Below are 17,975 nucleotides of genomic sequence, written 5' to 3'. Positions count from 1 at the left end.
CTACATCCCATCAAAAGCGACGGAAGAAAGTGAAGAGGTTACACAGGAAATTTTGTAAGCCGGTTTGTTGGGCGTAGCGTTGTTTTTGGTGGAGGAGGGCGGTTTTGCTGGTGACTTCGGCGAGGGTGGGGTAGATGTGGATGCCGGTGAGTTTGGCGACGGGGAGATTATTGGCCATGGCGAGAACGATTTCATGGATTAGTTCACCCGCCATGGGACCGACCATGTGAGCGCCGAGGATTTCGCCATTTTTGCGGGTGATGATTTTGCAAAATCCGTCGGTGGAGCCTTCGGCTTGGGCGCGGTCAACGCCGGAGAAGGGTTGTTTGAGAATGGTGATGTCGTCGCCGTAGCGATCGCGGGCCTGTTGTTCACTCAGTCCCACCCGTGCCAGTTCAGGATCGGTGAAGGTGGCCCAGGGAATGACGCGATAGTTGATTTTACTGGGGAAGAATTTTTTGATTGGGCTAAACAGGGCATTGGTGAGGACGTAAACGGCTTCGTAGCCCGCGACATGGGTGAATTGATAGCCGCCGATCACGTCGCCGCAGGCGTAGATGCGGGGGTTGCTGGTGCGGAGGGCAGCGTCAACGTTAACGCCGGTTTTGTCGTAGGCGACTCCGGCGGCGGCAAGGTTGAGGCTATCGACGTTGGGCAGGCGACCGGCGGAAACGAGAATTTCATCGACGATGATTTCTTCGCCGGCGGCCCAGATGTGTTTTTTGCCGTCGATGATGCGGACTTTTTCGGCGCGGGTGTTGTTGAGGATGCGGATGCCTTCGGATTCGAGTTGTTTTTCAACGACGATCGCAGCGTCGGGATCTTCTTTGGGCAAGATGCGATCGCGACTGGAAAGAATGGTCACTTTCGACCCTAAACGATGGAGGGCTTGGCCCAGTTCGCAGCCGATGGGCCCCGCACCGATTAACGCGAGGGTTTTAGGGCATTCGGTGAGGGCGAAAACTTGCTCGTTAGTGATGAATCCGGCCTCGGTGAGGCCATCAACGGGGGGAATCGCGGGGCGCGATCCGGTGGAAATCACAAAGGCGCGGGCGGTGAGGCGGCGGCCGTTGACCTCGAATGTGGTGCGATCGCAAAATTGCCCAGAGCCGAAAATCACCTCCACCCCCAGGCCGCGAAACCGTTCCGGGGAATCGTGGGGTTCGATGGTTTGGATCACGTTATGGACATGGCCCATGGCTTCGCGGAAATTAATCCGGGGCGGGTCAGCATAGACCCCAAACCGGGAACCGTGACGGGTGTCGTAGGCAACGCGGGCCGCATGGATCAGGGATTTACTCGGTACACAGCCATGCCAGAGGCAATCACCGCCGAGCTTGTCTTTTTCCACCAGGGCAACTTTGGCGTTTAATTGGGCGGCGGCACTGGCCACCACCAGCCCACCGGAACCGCCACCAATAATCACCAAATCATAATCCACTGCCATGCTATTCTCCTCCCAACGCTCAGATCTGTAAGCTCGCTTTGATCGTCAGTGTAGTCAGGAATTCCGGCAGAAGAACTGAAAAGATACTGAATCTTTGCTGAGAGGGGGTTAATGGTGACGATGGAGGAAGGTTTGGACATCGTTGGCGGTGGGGAGGGCGGCGATCGCACCTAATTTTTGGGTCGTCAACGCTCCGACCGCAGCGGCATAGGTAACGATCGCTTTCGCTTTGTCCGGATCACCTAAACTGGTCACCCCTTGGGCACAAAGTTGATGGACGAAGCCCGCCACGAAACCATCACCCGCGCCCGTGGTATCCACGACGGGCACAGCAAACGGATCAACCTGGCCGACATTTTCCGAGAGACAATAGGCGATCGCGCCTTCACCCCCCTGGGTAACCATCACCCCTTCGACACTGTCTAAATATTCCGCGATCGCCGCCGGATTGGTGGTGTTGAAAAAGAGGTGCGCCTCTTCCTGGGCGAGTTTGACAAAATCCACCCGCGGCCAGAGTTCAGCGATTAACTCCGGGGCAGCGGTGGGATCGGGCCAAAACATCGGTCGCCAATTGACATCTAGCACAATCCGCAAATGATACTGATCCGCCAAATCCAGGGCCCGCCACAGGGCCGCCCGACTGGTGGGATAGGCGAGGGCAATCGTCCCCAACACCAAAACATCAGCAGCTTGGAACAGCGCGAGGGGAAACTGATTTCCGTCTAATTGGGCATCGGCAAAATCGGCGGGATTGCGATCGCCAAACCCGCCGAAGGTGCGATCGCCCATTTCCGTGCGTGCCACGTACACCTCACGAGTGGGAGCCGTGGGGTGAGACTGCATCCCTGTCATCTCAAACCCTGCCGCCCGATAGCGATGCAGTAACTCCTGGCCCGCCGCATCGGTGCCAACACACCCCAGGAGCGCCGCCGAGGTTCCCAAGCGATTCAAACCCCACACCACATTCGCCGGGGCCCCACCCACCTGTTTTGTCCAGTGCGTCACCGCCTCAGGCGCGATGCCCGCCTCCACGGCCAGGGCATCCCACAGCAATTCGCCAATCCCGATCACACGCACCATACTTTTACTCGGCAAAGTATAAAAACTACAACATTCTGAATCGAGACCACCATTTAGACAGTCAACATTCCTTAGATTGGCATTCCCCCCGTTAAGCTCATACGTCGCTATAACGGGGGATTCTTAAATTCACATTCAAGATTTCCTGCTTCACAGATTCTGGACTAGGCGTTACCACCCCCGTCAGACCATCTCCACAGGCATTTTCCGATACGCTATGCCCTAGCGCATATGCTTCTACCCCACGATTTCGGATCACTTGTGCTGCGGCTACATCTCGATGAGTTTGATAGCCACAGTCTGGACAATGATGGTCTCTAACATCAAGGGTTTTCTTGCCAGTATGAAAACCACAATTAGGGCAAATCTGCGAGGTAAAGTTCTTGTCAACTTCACAGAGAAAAACATCTCGTTTCCATGCCACCCATTTGAGAATAGTGACAAACTGTCCAAAGCCAGCATCAAGACAGTGCTTAGAAAGCATCCCTCTACCCCATGCCCTAAAATCAATATCTTCAATAAATATTGATTGGGATTGATCACAAAGGTGATGAGCTAACTTAAAATGCCAGTCTTTACGAGTGTCAGAAATTCGTTGATTTAATCTCGCTATTTTTTGGTTTAACTTGTGTCTATTGTTAGACCCTTTCTGCTTATTCCTTAATCTACGTTGCAGCAACTTCCGCTTGCGTTGTAGCGGGTTTAAGAATCTTGGTCTATCCACAAGTTCGCCATCGCTTGTCGCCAGGAATTTGTCTAAGCCCAAGTCAATCCCCAATGGATGTCCATGGAACGGAACGTCAGGAATACTGACATCGAATTGCAGAGAAAGCATCACAAAGTAGCCTGATGCTCTCCTCACAATCCGAGCTTGTTTTAATGCAAACCCATCCGGTATTGCTCTGGACTTTCTGAATTTTACCCATCCTAATTGGGGCAACTTAATTTGATTGCCTTTAACACAGTTTTTTAGCATTTGAGGATACACATACGATCGCATCCTGTACTTATTCTTAAAGCGAGGAAATCCTAACTTTTTAGACTGCATCTCAGCAAATGCCCTATCTAATGTTCTTAGCACTTGCTGTAGAACTTGAGCATTCACTGATTTGAGAATTTCATTGGTATGCTTGGCTTTTGTTAAGGCTTTGGCTTGATTGTGATAATTGGGATAAGGGACATCAGGCGGGACAATATACTCCTGTTTTAATGAACAAGCGTTAACTGGGGATTTCCGAGACGCTAACCAATCTTTACGCTCACGCAACGCATAATTCCAGACCGAACGGCAAACAGTCAAGGTGTGCTCGATTACCTCAGTTTGCTGTCTATCTGGGATGAGCTTGTACTCGTAAGTCAAGGTCAGCATTCGTTCCACTGCTAATACTTCTCTGACTTTAGCTCAATCTACACAATATGTCGATTTGTGTAAGCTGTCTCCCGTTGGTCGGTTTCGTTGGGGGTTTCCATTCATCTCACCGTTAACCTCCTGTCGTCGGTATAACGGGAGTCCTCTGGCAACACTTAAGATAGAGTAAGTAAAAATCACTATTTAGGAACATTTTCATGACAGAGTCTCACCCTTCCACTCCCATAACATTATCTGAGCGGGAAGTGCAAATCATTGAACTGGTCGCCAATGGGCTGACCAATCAAGATATTGCGGAAAAACTCGCGATCAGTAAACGAACGGTAGACAACCATATCAGTAATATTTTGACCAAAACAGCGATGGGCAATCGCGTTGCCTTGGTGCGCTGGGCGTTGCAATGGGGCAAGGTCTGTTTAGATGAGGTGAATTGTTGTGTTTTGCCCACATCGCAGTCGGTGAATGGTCAAGCTTAACGGGGGTTTTCGCGTGGGTTTGCTGGGGATACTGTGGATCAGTGGTTGTCGCGATCGCACTGCGATCGCCCCGCCGCCCGTCCCCTTTGGAGCCACCCTCAACAGTCGCGCCGCCGATCAACAGCCCCGCCTCTCCTACAGCGGTCAATACCTCGTCTTCACCTCAGACCGGCGCGGCCAACAGCGCGTTTTTCTCTACGATCTCCAACGTCGCCAACTGATCCCCCTCCCCGGCCTGAATCAACAGGGCATCTTCACCGACCAACCCGACATCAGCGCCGATGGTCGCTATCTCGTTTACGTGTCGGAACAATACGGCAAACCCGATGTATTTCTCTACGATCGCCAAAGTCTCCGCGCCGAACCCCTCACCCGCGATCGCCCCGGCGAAGCCCGTCACCCCACGATCAGCGGCAATGGTCGTTTCATCGCCTACAGCACCAACCGCACCGGCCAATGGGATATTGAAGTGTTCGATCGCGGTGTTGAAGCCCCCGCCTCACTCCCACCCCAAAATTGAATCCTTGATCCTCGTGACCTGGCTCTGCCGGGCCATGTCCATAGGTGGCTCCGCCGCCTGTTTAGGCGATTAATCCCGTGGAAAAATCGCCTCATACAAATCCGCTAAGGCAATCTCCACATTGAGCGATCGCAGGGTCATTGTTGCGTTTGTGCCCTGGTGATCAATGTATAACCATTCCTTTGCCGTTTGTTTCACATATTGTTCAACCTGGGGTTGATCTTGGGCAATGAGGAGATAGTCCTGGATGCTGGGAATGGTGCGATAGGCCGCGAATTTTTCGGCGCGATCGTACTGTTGCGTAGAGGGTGACAACACTTCCGCCACTACAATCGGATTCACCACCGTATCCGTGCGACCCGGTTTCAATTCCACCGGACGCGGGGTCACCATGGTGTCGGGATAGGTGTAGATATTTTTGTCTGGAATCCACAACCGCTGATCGGTCACAAAAATACAGTAGGGCTGTTTGCGTAATGCCGATTTCAACAGAAAAATCAACATGGCGTTCAATTCGTTGTGAGTAGGGGTTCCACCGGTCATGGGAATAATGTTTCCATCGCGATATTCATTACGGTGTTCGGATGCTACTTCTAATGCGAGATAGGCTTCGGCGGTGTAGGTTTTAGGTTCAGACGTAGCGATCGCCATGGTGCTAGACCTCCGGGATATGGATTGATAGTTAAGGGTTACGCTCTCACCTTGACATATTTGGCAGCCTGTTCACAGGAAGATGGGGGAGGAGTTGATTTAAAGAAGTTCGCGTCGTCCTTCTAAGGCTCGCGCTAGGGTCACTTCGTCGGCATATTCCAGGTCACCCCCCATGGGCAGCCCAAAGGCGATTTGGGTGACTTTGACGAAGGGTTTCACCAGTTGGCTGATGTAGAGAGTGGTGGTTTCGCCTTCGACGCTGGGGCTAATGGCGAGGATGATTTCGGTGATGTCGGCTTTGCTGGCGCGACGGATCAGGGGTTGGATGCTGAGTTGATCGGGGCCGATGCCGTCCATGGGGGAAATCACGCCGCCGAGGACATGGTAGCGGCCCCGATATTCGCGGGTTTTTTCGAGGGCAATCACATCGCGGGAATCGGCGACGACGCAGAGGGTATGGGGGTCACGGGTGCGATCGCTACAAATCGAACAAACCGGCTCCGCCGACAGATGAAAACAGGTTTGGCACAGGCCCACCTGATGGCGGGCATTGACGATCGCCGCCGCCAACTCCTCCGCCTCTGCCGCTGGCCGTTTGAGAATATGCAAGGCGAGACGTTGGGCCGTCTTGGGGCCAACGCTGGGCAGTTTTTGTAACTGTTCAATTAACCGGGCAAGGGGAGGCGTATAAATGGTTTAACTCCTTTCGGTCGGGGAATACGTCCGTTCAGCAACAGCCAAGCCTCCGGATGGGGCCAAGCTCAAGGGGATTTCCATCTTACGGGAATTTGGGTCGCGGTGGTGAGGGTCTCAGCGAGGGCGGCCAGGGTCTCGCCATCGACACAATGGAAGTGCTGGGCAGGGGTGCGATCGCCCCCCTCATTACCCCGCCCCGCGAGCGATCGCTCGCGGGGTTTCGGCCGAGACGGCGTATTCAAATAGACCACCGTGGGCTGTAAGTGCTGAAGTTTAGCGATGTAATCAGCCTGTTGTTGCGCCGACCAGGGCCGCAGCACCATCGTTTGCAGTTCAAACTGCCCTGGGTAAGCCTGGCGAAACCGACAGATCCCCGCCCATAGATCCGCCGCCGTCAACCCCGCCACCGGTCGATTAATCCGGCGCAACGCCCCATCCGTCCAAGCATCCAACTTCACCGCCACCCGATCCGCCGCCGCCAAATCCTGGATCACCGCCGCATCACCCAACAGCGTCCCATTCGTAAGCACCAAACTCGGTCGCCCGATCCGGTCGCGTACCGCCTGTAAAATTTCACCCACATTTAACGCCAACGTCGGTTCACCGCTGCCGCTTAGGGTGACAATATCCACCCCCTCGCGATCCACAGCGCGGAGATCATCAACAATCCGAGCCGTGGACACATAGACCGAGCGCGTGGGGGTGAGGTGCTCAATACAACCCAATTGGCAATAGACACAATTAAACGAACAAGTGGACACCGTACCAATGGGATCAATGCCGAGCGATCGCCCGTATCGCCACGATCGCACCGGCCCGTACACGGTCGAAAACGCTTGTGGGGTCATCCTGTCCTTCTCCTGCCTGCATCATCTTCCATCATGGCAGCCCCGTCGGGCATTTGTCTGCCTTCCCAGACCCGGTGCGATGCCCAGAATGTCCCCGATGGTTCCCCAGTCCCGATTCACTCCCTCAAAAAAAATCACATTAGGTCAACAAACAGTTCGTTAACTTAATGTGATTTACTAATGCTGTAAAGTGTTAAGCGACTTAACACTTTACGGATTCAGAAGCAGCATTGATCCTGGAATAATAGATGATGATGACAGACTGCTAGAGGAGCTTATTCTTCTTCATCGAAAGCGCCACCGTTGACTTGCTTGAGATGAATATGTTTTCGACCGAGGGTGATTTCAAACTCATCACCGGGTTCAAGCCCCATTTTCTTTGTGTAGGCCGAACCAATTAACAAATTGCCGTTGGACTGAACGGTAATTCGGTAACTTGCAGACCGTCCACCACGACCGTTACCATTACCAGCGCCATCTAACACAATTCCCTCAGCCGTAATTAAGGCCTTGAGGAATTTCATCATGTTGACACGCTCAACCCCGTTTTTGGTGAGCGTATAGTAACCGCAGGCTTTCGCCTTTTCATCTTTACTAGAGTTTCCGAGTTCCTTGACTTTTTTGACAAGCTCTTCGCCCGTCAGGGGGGTGGGAATAGTCTTTTTGCTCATTAATGTCTCGTGATAATTCGACGACAACCTTTAGGTATCGTCACTGAGGCTGGCTCCATCAGTGAATGATACCCAATAAGGACAATGGTGTTATTTGAGAATTTAGTTTTAATAAACCCATCAAACTACAATCTATCATAGTTAGTCAATCAAGTTTCCACTAATTTAAGCGGAGTTGTCGGCTTCGATCTCTATTCTTTCTTGATTGGCTCAACAACAATCCTCATAAGCATAGTTAATTTAGTAACAATGAAACTGACAACTCGTGCTCATTACAGCGTTAAAGCATTGCTTGATCTAAGCTTACAGCCGACCCATAAACCCGCTTCGGTTAATGCGATCGCCCAACGCCAAGGGATCTCCGCTCCCTATTTAGAGAAACTGCTGATCGAACTGCGCCGAGCGGGGTTAGTCTATTCCGTTCGAGGGGCCCATGGGGGCTATTGCCTAGCCCACAAACCCACTCAAATTTCATTGGGACAAATCTTAGCCGCCGTCGGAGAGACGATCAATCCCCTGCCGCACCACCAACCGGATCAAGATCAAGCAGAAGATTGGGTGACGTATAGTCTGTGGCAACGTCTCCATGAGAAACTAAAAGCCGTGCTCTACGAGATTACCTTGGCAGATCTATATTACGATGCTCGCAGCCAACAAACCATTCAACGCAACGACCATAATTTTGTGGTTTGATTGAGGTTGCACAACGATTAAGGGGGATTCACTCCGGGGATTCTTGCGCATCCTTTACGTTGAAGATGGAGCAGCACTTAATTCAATGACGTTGCCGTCGGGGTCGCGGACAAAGAGTGCATCTCGCCCGGACGCGCTGACTTGGAAGGAATAATGCTGGGCGGTGAGGGTGGTTTTGAGGGCAGCAATGTCGTCAACAGCAAAGGCGATGTGGGGATTGCGCCCCCATTTTTCGGCATTGACTAGGGCAGATTGGGGGGCAGATGTGGCCATGAGATGCAGTTGGCTGTTGCCAATTTGATACCAGATGCCGGGGAAGTTTAGCGATCGCTCCACGGGAATTAACCCTAAAATTCCCTCATAAAACTGCCGTGCTGCGGCCAAATCTCGAACGACAATCGCCGTATGCAAATACCCTCGAATCATGATCGTCTCCTCATTCCACAGTTGACGATTCTACCGCAGTCAACGATCGAGGTTGGATTGTGTTGGGTGGGTCGCGTCAGGGTTTGCACGGTTGATGATCCAGGTTGCAAGGCCGATCGCGATCATCAACGCCGGGATTTGGTGTGTTGTCCACAGCCCTTGGGTGTTAGCTGCCGCGATAGGTGCTGTAGGCCCAGGGGGAAACGAGGAGCGGCACATGGTAATGGCTCGTCGGGTCGGCAATGCCGAAGGCAAGGGGCACGCGGTCTAAAAAGGGGGGATCATTTTGGGGGGTGGCGCGATCGCGAAAATAATCCGCCACCGCAAAGATCAATTCATACTGTCCGATCGCAAAGTGTTCGGGGGGGAGAACGGGGGTATCGGTGCGCCCGTCGCGGTTGGTGGTGAAGGTGGCGTGGTGGTGTCGGGTGCGATCGGGTGCGATCGCCCATAATTCGATCACCATCCCCGCCGCAGGACAACCATTCGCTGTATCTAATACATGGGTGGTAAGAAAACCGGCCATAGATTGAAGTCAGGGATTGAAATAACATGCCAGCGTAGTCTAGCGACCTCATTTTAGCGGCAGAATCCCCCCACTCAAGCACAACAAAATGTAACACTTTGGGCCATCCCCTTGAAGTTATGCAACGTTTCGTAAGACTTCCGGGATTTCCTCCTCAGGGTGGAGGTGCGGTTTCCCATCGATTGCTATGATTAAAGAAGAGTTAAATCGTTCCACGCCATTTATTAATCCCATTCCATCGAAGCGTTCCGTAAACGGCGATTTTTCAATGATCATCTCATTGAACTGAACTTTGAAAATTGGTATTGCTGCCAGGCGGACTCTGATGATTGGGTTGCATAAAAATCCCTATGGTGTTGAGGATTAGAGATTATTTTGGAGGATTATTATGGGTCGCCTATATACAGCATCGCTACTCACCATCGCTACCGTTTTTGGGCTTGCCGGCCTGGGTCATGCAGAAAACCCCGCTGATGTGCAAAAACTTCTAGAGACCAGGGCCTGCGAGGCATGTGACCTGTCTAACGCCGATCTTTCGGAACTGCATTTGATTGGTGCAGACTTACGCAGTGCCAATCTTCAAGGGGCAAATTTAACCGCCACCAACCTCGAAGGGGCTGACTTAACCGGGGCTGACTTAACCGGGGCTGACTTAACCCTGACCCTGTTGATTAATGCAGAATTAGTCAATACCGATCTTTCCGATGCAACGCTGTTTGCGACGAATCTCAATAGTGCAATTCTCAATGGGGTAAACTTCACAGCGGCAACCCTCAATGATGTGCAATTAGCCGGGGCTACGATCACTGATTTAGTGATTACCGATGCAACGATCGAAAATACGCCGATTGGGATCGGCGGGGAAGATGGCGAAATTAATCCGGATCTCTTACCAGAGATGGCAGAATAGCCGTAAAAAGGGTCACGAGTCCCATCTCTTCGGATTCGTTTTGAACCCTGATCAATGCGATTGATCGTGAGAGATTGACAGATTTGGGATGGATAGATTGGCAGTGGTCACATCTTCGGATGTGTGCCACTGTTTTTCCTATGGAGCAGGAGTCGGGTGGGAACTGTTGGGAGTGGGAAGGGAGTCGATACAATACAACCATCCCGATTCGGTTGGGATTGAGTAATCTGTTTGAGCGAAGAATTCTATGATTAAGCCGCTGCTTTTGTTGATCCCTGCGTTGTTAACGGGTTGGGCGATGCCTGCGATCGCTGTCACGGAATTGGATGTGGGGGTGGTGCAGCGGTTTGGTGATGAGCAGGGCGATCGCCTCACCCTCAGTAGCGGCGACAATCGACCCCTCACCCTCTCCTTCCCTAGTCCCAACGGCGATCGCCAAACCCTAACCACCGCCAGCCTCACCCTAGAGGTGCGCCCCCAACCCCAAGGCTCCCCCGTCGTCCAAGAATGGATCGTCCTCAGTGACCACGCCACCTTTGAAACCGCCGAAGATGCCTCAAAACAGTGGGCGGCGCGGGGCATTGCCGTCGAAGTGACCCAGCCGGGACGCTGGCAAGTGTGGGCGAAGCGGGATGTGTATTCCACGCCATTGCTGCGGCGCAAACTTCTCGAAAGTCTGCGGGAGGGGGGAGAAACTGACCCCTATCTCCAAAGTGAGGTGCTCGATGCAGTGCCGATTGTGTCGTTCCAAGTGGGCAATTTTCGCTACAACCGTCAGGAAATCGAGATCACTACGCCCAGCGATCGCATCCGCGTCCAAACCGAGGACGGCACCACCCTCTACGGCGGCCAAATGCGCATTCAACCCAATGCCTACGGCAATTTCACCCTTGTGAATACCGTAGATATTGAAACCTATCTGCGGGGCGTGGTTCCCCATGAAATTGGCCCCCAAGCTCCCTACACGGCGGTACAAGCCCAAACCGTGATCGCCCGCACCTATGCCCTCCGGAATACGCGCCGGTTTCAGGCGGACGATTATGAACTCTGTGCAACGGTGCATTGTCAGGTCTATAAAGGGCTGACGGGGACGGTGGCGCGGGCGGATCAGGCGATTCAGTCCACAGCGGGCCAGGTGTTGACCTATGAAGATGAATTGGTCGATGCGCTCTATTCGGCCCATACGGGGGGGGTGACGGCGCAGTTTGAGGATATTTGGGATGGGCAAATGCGGGAGTATTTACGGGCGCGAGTCGATGCGATCGCGCCCACCTGGAACCTCGCCCAAATGCCCCTGGATAACGAGCCAGCCATTCGTCAATTTCTCAACCAACGCCAAGGCTTCAACGGTGCCGATAGTCCCGTGTTTCGCTGGGATCGCAGCAGCACCTTACCGGAACTCACCGCCGATCTGAATCGCTATCTCACCGTCACCAAGCATCCCCTTGGCCCCGTGCAGCAGATTATCCGCATGGCGGTAACGGAGCGATCGCCCTCCGGTCGGATTCGCACCCTGGCGATCACCACCAATCGTGGCGTAATCGAACTCCACAAAACCGAAGCCCGCAGCGCCCTCGGCCCACCCCGCAGCACCCTGTTCTACATTGACCCGATCCTCAATGCCCAGGGCGCACTGAGCGGCTATCGTTTCGTGGGTGGTGGCTTTGGCCATGGCGTTGGCCTCAATCAATACGGCTCCTATACCCTCTCAAACCAGGGTTGGGACTATCGCCGCATCCTCCAGTTCTACTATCCCGGCACAACCCTGCAACCCTTCACCCCCAACATTATCCGCTATCAACCCGATTAACCGCATCGGCTGGCTGATCCGCACCGCAAAGACAAGGGGCTGATGGAGCTTAAGAAAATAATCCGGTAAGACGCGATCTCCAAAACTGGCTTGTGGTGGGCATTGCCCACCCTACACAATTACCGGATTAAATTTTTAACGTTCATAAAGTCCCTTGCTCCCCCAACTGGGATCGTAGAGTCAAACAACATTACAGCAGCGTTTCAATCCGTTCGCGGGCGAGGAGGCGGAGGAGGTTACGACTGAGGAGGAAAAACCAAAAGAGCGATACGCAAAATAATACGATCGCCCAATTCCCATAGCCCCCCACCAATAACCCCGTCCCCGCCACCAGCGTCGAACCACTGATGCAGGCATAGATTAAACATTTCAGGGCGAGATTAATTCGGCGCAGGAGGCGATCGCCCACATCGGAGCGAATCCGAAACTCTAGTTCTCCCTGTTGGATGCGTTTTTCTAAGAGCGCGATCGCTTCTTCGGCTGCACTCGGTCGCGTCAATTGATACTGCACAAACGCCGCCGCCTGTTTCGCTGCCTTGCGGACTAAATTCCCTTTATTCACCGATTGGGTTAACTCTTTAATAAACGGTTTACTCGCCGCAATTAAATTGTATTGGGGGTTCAAACTCCGAGCAATCCCGTCTAGGGTTGAAATCGATTTCACAATAAACATCATCTGCGCCGGCAAGCGGAACGGCTGCTGTTCAAACAGCACATACACCTCATCACTCATCTCCTGAAACGCCCGCAAATCCACCGGCTTTTCTCGGAACCGCTCCAACACAAACCCCACCACCCGCTTCACCGGAGCCATATCCCCCACCGGCTCAATCAACCCCATATACAGCAGGCTATCCACCACCGCATCCGTATCCTTTCTCAGCACCCCAAAAAAGGTATTAATCATCTGATCCTTCGCCAGGGATTTCACCTCTGCCATCGTGCCAAAATCATAGAAAATCAAGCGGCCATCCCGCTGCACCGCCATATTGCCCGGATGGGGATCGGACTGAAAAAAGCCATCTTCTAGTAGTTGTTTTAAATAACAGGAAACCCCCGATTGAATCACTTGATCCGGGTCAATGTTGCAATCTTCTAAGGTGCGGCGATCGTCAATTTTAATCCCTGGTAAATATTCAAGGGTGAGCACCTTTTTTGAGGTATATCGCCAATATACTTTTGGCACTAAGATATGAGAATAGCCTTTAAAATTGAGTTGAAACCGTTCCGCATTATGCCCTTCCTGGAGGTAGTCAATTTCTTGATAGAGCAGCCCAAAAAATTCATGATACAGTGCTTCTAAATTGTATTTACGAATATTGGGAAAATATTGATTCAGTAACCGTACCACCCGGTGCAACACTTCAATATCTAAGTTAAATAATGCTTCAAGGCCCGGTCGTTGCACCTTCACCACCACGTCTTCGCCGCTGTGGAGTTTGGCGCGATGCACTTGCCCCAAGCTCGCCGCCGCCAGGGGAAAATGATCGAACTCTTCAAACAGAGTCTGCACCGGTTTGCCCAGTTCTGCTTCAATGACGGCGATCGCTTCCTCCGACCCAAAGGGCGGCACGCGATCTTGGAGTTCACTCAACGCCTCGGTATATTCCACGGGGATTAAATCCGCCCGCGTCGAAAGGGCTTGACCGAGTTTAATGAACGTGGGGCCCAATTCGAGGAGTTGACGGGTGAGCCATTGTGCTCGCTTGCGAGTGGTTTGGATCGAGCGATTTCCCAGTAGGCGATCGCGCCCCAACATCAGCAAAAACTGCGCCATAAACGCAAAAATATCAAGCTGACGAGACCAGGGCGAATAGGTTTTGCGTTGCCAACGGGGGGCTTTCATACGAAATCAGCGAAAGATGCAGAGCAAAAACACGGGGAAAATCCCAGCAATACGCCCTGAATTATCCCACACTCCGCCAAGGGTGACACACAGACTAGCCCCGCACCCATCGGATCAGCAACGTTCCCATCACCCCACCCACAACCCTGATCCGCGCTGCATCCTTCGCCCCGTACCCTGCAAACTGCTTAACGTTTCTGACTCACCAACGTAATACTCCGGAACAATAACGGCAAACTCGCCACTTTACGCTTCAGGGCAAACGGCAGCAAATCCGTGACCGATTCCAACAGACTAATAATCGGCAACGTCACCCCATTGAGGGGGATTTTAATATTCTGCGTTTTGCGACTTTTATACAGCCAAACGCGCTGAAAACCTGCATCCCGCAGCACATGATACAACTCAGTGGTCGTATATTCTTTTAAATGAAAACAGGTCGCCACTTGATCAAAATATTGGGAAATATCATGGGGACCCGATAACCGATTCGGGGTAATGCAAATAAAATAGCCGCCAGGAGCCACTTTTTGATAAATACTTTTGATTTGGTCGGCGGCATCATCGGGGTGTAGATGCTCAATCACTTGGTTACTATAGGCCACATCTAAACTGTTATCCGGTAAGGGAATATTACAGCCATCAAATAACACCAATTCAAAGTTTTCAGGAAAGGTCACGGACTTGGAAATTTCCGCCGAAACATCAATAGCATACACTTTCTTCACTAAAGGCTGCACGGCTAGCGCGACGCAACAGTCCCCCGGTCCCACTTCACCATAGGTTTTTTCGGGGCTGAGAAACGGACGCAGCAGATCCATGCGATAGTTAGCGACCCAGGCTTGTGCTTCTGCGTTTTTGCTGCGTTCAACGAGAGGCTCAAAGGTGATGGTGCGATACAGTTCATCGTAGACTTCACTATAGAGATGTTGGCGTTCTGCCTTCGTGGACTGCCGCAAACGTTGGGCAAGACGCTTTTCGGTTTCGTAATGCAGACGGATCTGTTCTGACGTGCGATTGTACTTGTCCTGAGTGGTCGTCATATCATTTCGGGCTGTGGCGAGTTGATGTGAATACTGTATGGCCTAGGATCATAACGATGTTTTTAGGCAATCAAATCAATTTTAATAATTGTTGACACTCCCCGTCCAAAAGGAGCGGGGATTCTCAGTTCTAGCCCACAGCAGCACGCTTACCGCTGCGTATTCACTGAGTTTCCCATTTGCATTTCTGCACGACCTGAAGCCGAGGGAGAACCGGAGTCCTGGGGGCTGTCAAAGACCCCATCCCCTGGAACGTATAGCCCCAGAGGACATGCAAATCCATCCCACTTAGCGATATTCCGGGCAGCGTTCCAATCGCTGTTCGCTTGCCAGCCGTCAAACCCCGTGAAGGTGTGACCACTTCGCTTCCCTAGAATGCCGTTGCGTGAGTCTGATTGACTAGTGTACGGAGCAGGGCGCAGAATTAGCTGCCTACCCAATAACTCCATTTTGTACGCCGTCTTTAGCTGTAGGTCATAGTAGGCCCATCGATGGCGGTTATTGCCAGCATCAGCCCGCTGTTGCTTGGACTGCCGCATCGTACCCCGGCATCCGGACAGATCCTCCATGACCACATCGGCATTATGGTAGTCCGCAAACCGAGCAATCGCCTTGCTGATGGCGTGATTAACTTCACGCATCCAACGAGACTCTTTATTGTTGAGCTTTTTGATAGCCCGCTTTTTGCCAGCCTTCTGTAGCTCAGTCCTCAGTGTTTGGAACCGCCTGCGCCGATGCTTGACCTCACCACCCTTGAAGAAAATTGACTTCCCTTCAGGGGTGGCAACGACGGCGACGTTGTTCTGTCCACGGTCACAACCCACCCGATGCACTGATTTCACCTCAGGAACATCCTGGGTGATGCTGCACAGCGCATACCACTGACCCCGGCGCTTGGCTAGCTTGAGTGACCCCTTTTCAAGGGCTTCATCCCTCACCAACAGCCTGTCTAGCACTGCTGCGTGATGGGGATGCGCTATCTCTAAGGGCACTCGCTTCACCCCTTTAATTGTGGGGAAACTGAGCGAGTAGGTATCACCCACCTTGGCCACTTTCCAGTTCTGCTTGTTAACCTCAGGCAGCATCAGTCGATACTGTTTAACCTTTTTGGCAGACTTAGACGTTGCATTGCGGATCACCTGATTAGCCAGGGCCGAAGATAGAGCGGTGACAACTTTTGCCGTGGTTAGCTTGCGCCGCTCAGTCAGGGGCATCTTAAGCAACCTGTTTGCCAGAGCGGTACATTCCGCAGTCGTCTGGGCAAACAAGTCGGCCTTGACCTGGTTGAGGTCAAGGAACTTGAGCTTGAGGGTAGTCGTGACTTGTGGCATTGGACTACTTTAGCAGCTTGTTACCTATCTGGGTAAAGGCGAATAAATTCGCCGTTGCTTTTCATCCCTGGGTTAAAACCTCAGGGCTTTCAAGCTATCGAGTATTTTCGTAATGATTTCTCGCATCTTCTGCCTGTCTGGGCGGTGCCATGATGGATTTGCGGTGCTGCGATCGCATCTCTCACGTCAAGCCCTTTAACCCCATTCAAAGGCCCCATGGATCATTTCAAGGATTGAGGGGATGGGTTAAACTTTGCCAAGGTTGATCCATGAAGAGGCGTGTTTTGATGAAACCCTTGAAAATTCTCATCTCTGCCTATGCCTGTCGCCCGCATATGGGGTCTGAACCGGGAGTGGGTTGGAATATTATGCGGGAAGTGGCGCAGTATCATCAGGTGTGGTTGCTGACCCGTCAGGATAATGTGGCGCTGATTCGGGAAGAGTTGGCGCAGAATCCGATTCCCAATGTGCAGGTGATTGATTGTCCGGTGTGGGGGGAGGGGGTGTGGAAGCGATCGCTCTTCGGGGTTCATCTTCACTACTATCTCTGGCAGATTCGCGCCTATTTTGTTGCCAAACAGAGCCATCAAGAGGTGATGTTTGATGCGATCCATCACGTCACCTATGTGCGCTATTCCACACCGAGCTTTTTATCGTTGTTGCCGATTCCGATGCTCTGGGGGCCGGTGGGGGGTGGCGAAATGGCTCCGGCGGCGTTTTGGCAAGATTTCAGCCTGCGGGCCAAGGTGTACGAATGGGTGCGGGTCTTGGCCCATCGCCTTGGTGAGCTTGACCCCTTCACGGGGATGACGGCGCGGCGGTGTCAGCGGGTACAGGCCACCACCACCGACACCGCCGATCGCCTCAAAAAACTGGGTTGTCCGGCGGTGGAGCTTGCGCCGGAATCGGGGATGGCGGCGGCGGAAATTGAACGCTTGGCGGCCTGTGAATGGCCCGCGCCGGAGCCGTTGCGGGCGATTACGATGGCGCGGCTGTTGCATTGGAAGGGGATTCATTTGGGAATTCGTGCCTTTGCGGCGGCTCAGGTGCCGACGGCGGAATATTGGATTGTGGGGGATGGGCCGGAGCGATCGCACCTCACCCAACTGGCCCAAGACTTGGGTGTGGGGTCCCAGGTGAAATTCACCGGCCGCGTGCCCCGTGATCAAGCGATCGCCTATCTCAGCCAATCCCACGCCCTCATCCATCCCAGCCTCCACGATTCCGGCGGCTGGGTTTGTTTAGAAGCCATGGCCGCCGGTCGGCCCGTGATCTGCCTCGCCCTAGGGGGGCCCGATCGCCAAGTTGTCCCAGAAACCGGGTTTAAGATTCCGGCCCTAAATCCAGAGCAAGCCGTGCAAGCCATGGCCGCAGCCCTACAGCAGTTAGCCACCCAACCGGAATTAGGGCAGCAAATGGGGAAAGCGGGTCAAGAGCGGGTTAAAACCCTCTACAGTTGGAGTCAACGCGGCCAAACCCTGGCCGCCACCTACAATCAATTGCAGAAAGTCCCGTGAGACAAGGCAGCGCTAGCCCCTGGAGGCTCAACGCTGCGAGGGTTTGAGCGATGGCGGCGGCAAGACTGGGGCAGAGTCAAGACGTGATATTCGGATCGTCTTGAATAGCCAAAGC

General features: G+C 52.9%; 18 protein-coding genes. 6 read left to right on the top strand and 12 right to left on the bottom strand.

Annotated elements, in window-relative coordinates; translation table 11 throughout:
• Positions 1-10 precede the first annotated feature (10 nt).
• From SPI6313_RS21105 to SPI6313_RS21095, 3 genes are all read right to left on the bottom strand, one after another.
• Complete coding sequence (locus SPI6313_RS21105) at positions 11-1,447, bottom strand: dihydrolipoyl dehydrogenase family protein (RefSeq protein ID WP_072622770.1); 1,437 nt, start codon at positions 1,445-1,447, stop codon at positions 11-13.
• 108 nt (positions 1,448-1,555) lie between these two features.
• Positions 1,556-2,527, bottom strand: coding sequence for a carbohydrate kinase family protein (locus SPI6313_RS21100; protein ID WP_072622769.1), 972 nt, complete (start codon positions 2,525-2,527; stop codon positions 1,556-1,558).
• A 97-nt stretch (positions 2,528-2,624) separates the two neighbouring features.
• Positions 2,625-3,896, bottom strand: coding sequence for an RNA-guided endonuclease InsQ/TnpB family protein (locus SPI6313_RS21095; protein ID WP_072622768.1), 1,272 nt, complete (start codon positions 3,894-3,896; stop codon positions 2,625-2,627).
• Positions 3,897-4,093: 197 nt separating this feature from the next.
• Between SPI6313_RS21095 and pedR the strand changes: the two genes are divergently transcribed.
• Together pedR and SPI6313_RS21085 are read left to right on the top strand one after the other, a co-directional pair.
• Positions 4,094-4,372 carry a photosynthetic electron transport-dependent transcriptional regulator PedR gene (gene pedR, locus SPI6313_RS21090; RefSeq protein ID WP_072622767.1) on the top strand — a complete coding sequence of 93 codons (279 nt, stop codon included), beginning with the start codon at positions 4,094-4,096 and terminating at the stop codon, positions 4,370-4,372.
• Positions 4,359-4,892: a TolB family protein gene (locus SPI6313_RS21085; RefSeq protein WP_072622766.1), complete on the top strand. Its 534-nt coding sequence runs from the start codon at positions 4,359-4,361 to the stop codon at positions 4,890-4,892. Before pedR ends, SPI6313_RS21085 begins: the two co-directional genes overlap by 14 nt.
• A gap of 69 nt (positions 4,893-4,961) precedes the next feature.
• Here SPI6313_RS21085 and SPI6313_RS21080 read toward each other — a convergent pair whose 3' ends face one another.
• From SPI6313_RS21080 to SPI6313_RS21065, 4 genes are all read right to left on the bottom strand, one after another.
• Entirely contained in the window at positions 4,962-5,543 is a 582-nt protein-coding gene (locus SPI6313_RS21080) for a Uma2 family endonuclease (RefSeq protein ID WP_072622765.1), read from the bottom strand.
• Between the two features lie 99 nt (positions 5,544-5,642).
• A complete protein-coding gene (recR, locus tag SPI6313_RS21075; RefSeq protein WP_072622764.1) occupies positions 5,643-6,236 on the bottom strand; it encodes a recombination mediator RecR in 594 nt (197 codons plus the stop codon).
• 68 nt (positions 6,237-6,304) lie between these two features.
• On the bottom strand, positions 6,305-7,087 hold the full coding sequence (locus tag SPI6313_RS21070) for a radical SAM protein (RefSeq protein ID WP_072622763.1): 783 nt from the start codon (positions 7,085-7,087) through the stop codon (positions 6,305-6,307).
• Positions 7,088-7,362: 275 nt separating this feature from the next.
• A complete protein-coding gene (locus SPI6313_RS21065) occupies positions 7,363-7,758 on the bottom strand; it encodes an AbrB family transcriptional regulator (RefSeq protein ID WP_072622762.1) in 396 nt (131 codons plus the stop codon).
• A 249-nt stretch (positions 7,759-8,007) separates the two neighbouring features.
• Here SPI6313_RS21065 and SPI6313_RS21060 point away from each other — a divergent pair, with 249 nt between their 5' ends.
• Positions 8,008-8,451: an Rrf2 family transcriptional regulator gene (locus SPI6313_RS21060; RefSeq protein ID WP_072622761.1), complete on the top strand. Its 444-nt coding sequence runs from the start codon at positions 8,008-8,010 to the stop codon at positions 8,449-8,451.
• Positions 8,452-8,505: 54 nt separating this feature from the next.
• Here SPI6313_RS21060 and SPI6313_RS21055 read toward each other — a convergent pair whose 3' ends face one another.
• Positions 8,506-8,877, bottom strand: coding sequence for a VOC family protein (locus tag SPI6313_RS21055; protein WP_072622760.1), 372 nt, complete (start codon positions 8,875-8,877; stop codon positions 8,506-8,508).
• A gap of 166 nt (positions 8,878-9,043) precedes the next feature.
• A complete protein-coding gene (gene uraH, locus SPI6313_RS21050) occupies positions 9,044-9,403 on the bottom strand; it encodes a hydroxyisourate hydrolase (protein WP_072622759.1) in 360 nt (119 codons plus the stop codon).
• Positions 9,404-9,791: 388 nt separating this feature from the next.
• Here uraH and SPI6313_RS21045 point away from each other — a divergent pair, with 388 nt between their 5' ends.
• Complete coding sequence (locus SPI6313_RS21045) at positions 9,792-10,313, top strand: pentapeptide repeat-containing protein (RefSeq protein ID WP_072622758.1); 522 nt, start codon at positions 9,792-9,794, stop codon at positions 10,311-10,313.
• 247 nt (positions 10,314-10,560) lie between these two features.
• Positions 10,561-12,123, top strand: coding sequence for a SpoIID/LytB domain-containing protein (locus SPI6313_RS21040; RefSeq protein ID WP_072622757.1), 1,563 nt, complete (start codon positions 10,561-10,563; stop codon positions 12,121-12,123).
• Between the two features lie 190 nt (positions 12,124-12,313).
• Here SPI6313_RS21040 and SPI6313_RS21035 read toward each other — a convergent pair whose 3' ends face one another.
• The 3 genes from SPI6313_RS21035 to SPI6313_RS21025 form a co-directional block, all read right to left on the bottom strand.
• The gene (locus SPI6313_RS21035) at positions 12,314-13,969 is read right to left on the bottom strand and encodes an ABC1 kinase family protein (protein ID WP_072622756.1); all 1,656 of its coding nucleotides are present in this window, start codon (positions 13,967-13,969) and stop codon (positions 12,314-12,316) included.
• A 188-nt stretch (positions 13,970-14,157) separates the two neighbouring features.
• The gene (locus SPI6313_RS21030) at positions 14,158-15,012 is read right to left on the bottom strand and encodes a class I SAM-dependent methyltransferase (RefSeq protein WP_072622755.1); all 855 of its coding nucleotides are present in this window, start codon (positions 15,010-15,012) and stop codon (positions 14,158-14,160) included.
• A gap of 149 nt (positions 15,013-15,161) precedes the next feature.
• A complete protein-coding gene (locus SPI6313_RS21025; RefSeq protein ID WP_072622754.1) occupies positions 15,162-16,343 on the bottom strand; it encodes an RNA-guided endonuclease TnpB family protein in 1,182 nt (393 codons plus the stop codon).
• 287 nt (positions 16,344-16,630) lie between these two features.
• On the opposite strand from SPI6313_RS21025, the gene SPI6313_RS21020 reads away from it, so the two are divergent.
• A complete protein-coding gene (locus tag SPI6313_RS21020; RefSeq protein WP_342751659.1) occupies positions 16,631-17,860 on the top strand; it encodes a glycosyltransferase in 1,230 nt (409 codons plus the stop codon).
• The last annotated feature ends 115 nt before the right edge of the window (positions 17,861-17,975 follow it).

This window comes from Spirulina major PCC 6313, from assembly GCF_001890765.1.
In the GTDB taxonomy this organism is placed as follows: domain Bacteria; phylum Cyanobacteriota; class Cyanobacteriia; order Cyanobacteriales; family Spirulinaceae; genus Spirulina; species Spirulina major.
Note: the sequence above shows the minus strand (reverse complement) of the source record. Positions and strands in the feature narration are given on the sequence as shown.

Coding starts and splice junctions, on each gene's coding strand:
- SPI6313_RS21105 (WP_072622770.1), bottom strand. CDS start 1,447: ATGGCAGTGGATTATGATTTGGTGATTATTGGTGGCGGTTCCGGTGGG.
- SPI6313_RS21100 (WP_072622769.1), bottom strand. CDS start 2,527: ATGGTGCGTGTGATCGGGATTGGCGAATTGCTGTGGGATGCCCTGGCC.
- SPI6313_RS21095 (WP_072622768.1), bottom strand. CDS start 3,896: ATGCTGACCTTGACTTACGAGTACAAGCTCATCCCAGATAGACAGCAA.
- pedR (WP_072622767.1), top strand. CDS start 4,094: ATGACAGAGTCTCACCCTTCCACTCCCATAACATTATCTGAGCGGGAA.
- SPI6313_RS21085 (WP_072622766.1), top strand. CDS start 4,359: ATGGTCAAGCTTAACGGGGGTTTTCGCGTGGGTTTGCTGGGGATACTG.
- SPI6313_RS21080 (WP_072622765.1), bottom strand. CDS start 5,543: ATGGCGATCGCTACGTCTGAACCTAAAACCTACACCGCCGAAGCCTAT.
- SPI6313_RS21070 (WP_072622763.1), bottom strand. CDS start 7,087: ATGACCCCACAAGCGTTTTCGACCGTGTACGGGCCGGTGCGATCGTGG.
- SPI6313_RS21065 (WP_072622762.1), bottom strand. CDS start 7,758: ATGAGCAAAAAGACTATTCCCACCCCCCTGACGGGCGAAGAGCTTGTC.
- SPI6313_RS21060 (WP_072622761.1), top strand. CDS start 8,008: ATGAAACTGACAACTCGTGCTCATTACAGCGTTAAAGCATTGCTTGAT.
- SPI6313_RS21055 (WP_072622760.1), bottom strand. CDS start 8,877: ATGATTCGAGGGTATTTGCATACGGCGATTGTCGTTCGAGATTTGGCC.
- uraH (WP_072622759.1), bottom strand. CDS start 9,403: ATGGCCGGTTTTCTTACCACCCATGTATTAGATACAGCGAATGGTTGT.
- SPI6313_RS21045 (WP_072622758.1), top strand. CDS start 9,792: ATGGGTCGCCTATATACAGCATCGCTACTCACCATCGCTACCGTTTTT.
- SPI6313_RS21040 (WP_072622757.1), top strand. CDS start 10,561: ATGATTAAGCCGCTGCTTTTGTTGATCCCTGCGTTGTTAACGGGTTGG.
- SPI6313_RS21035 (WP_072622756.1), bottom strand. CDS start 13,969: ATGAAAGCCCCCCGTTGGCAACGCAAAACCTATTCGCCCTGGTCTCGT.
- SPI6313_RS21030 (WP_072622755.1), bottom strand. CDS start 15,012: ATGACGACCACTCAGGACAAGTACAATCGCACGTCAGAACAGATCCGT.
- SPI6313_RS21025 (WP_072622754.1), bottom strand. CDS start 16,343: ATGCCACAAGTCACGACTACCCTCAAGCTCAAGTTCCTTGACCTCAAC.
- SPI6313_RS21020 (WP_342751659.1), top strand. CDS start 16,631: ATGAAACCCTTGAAAATTCTCATCTCTGCCTATGCCTGTCGCCCGCAT.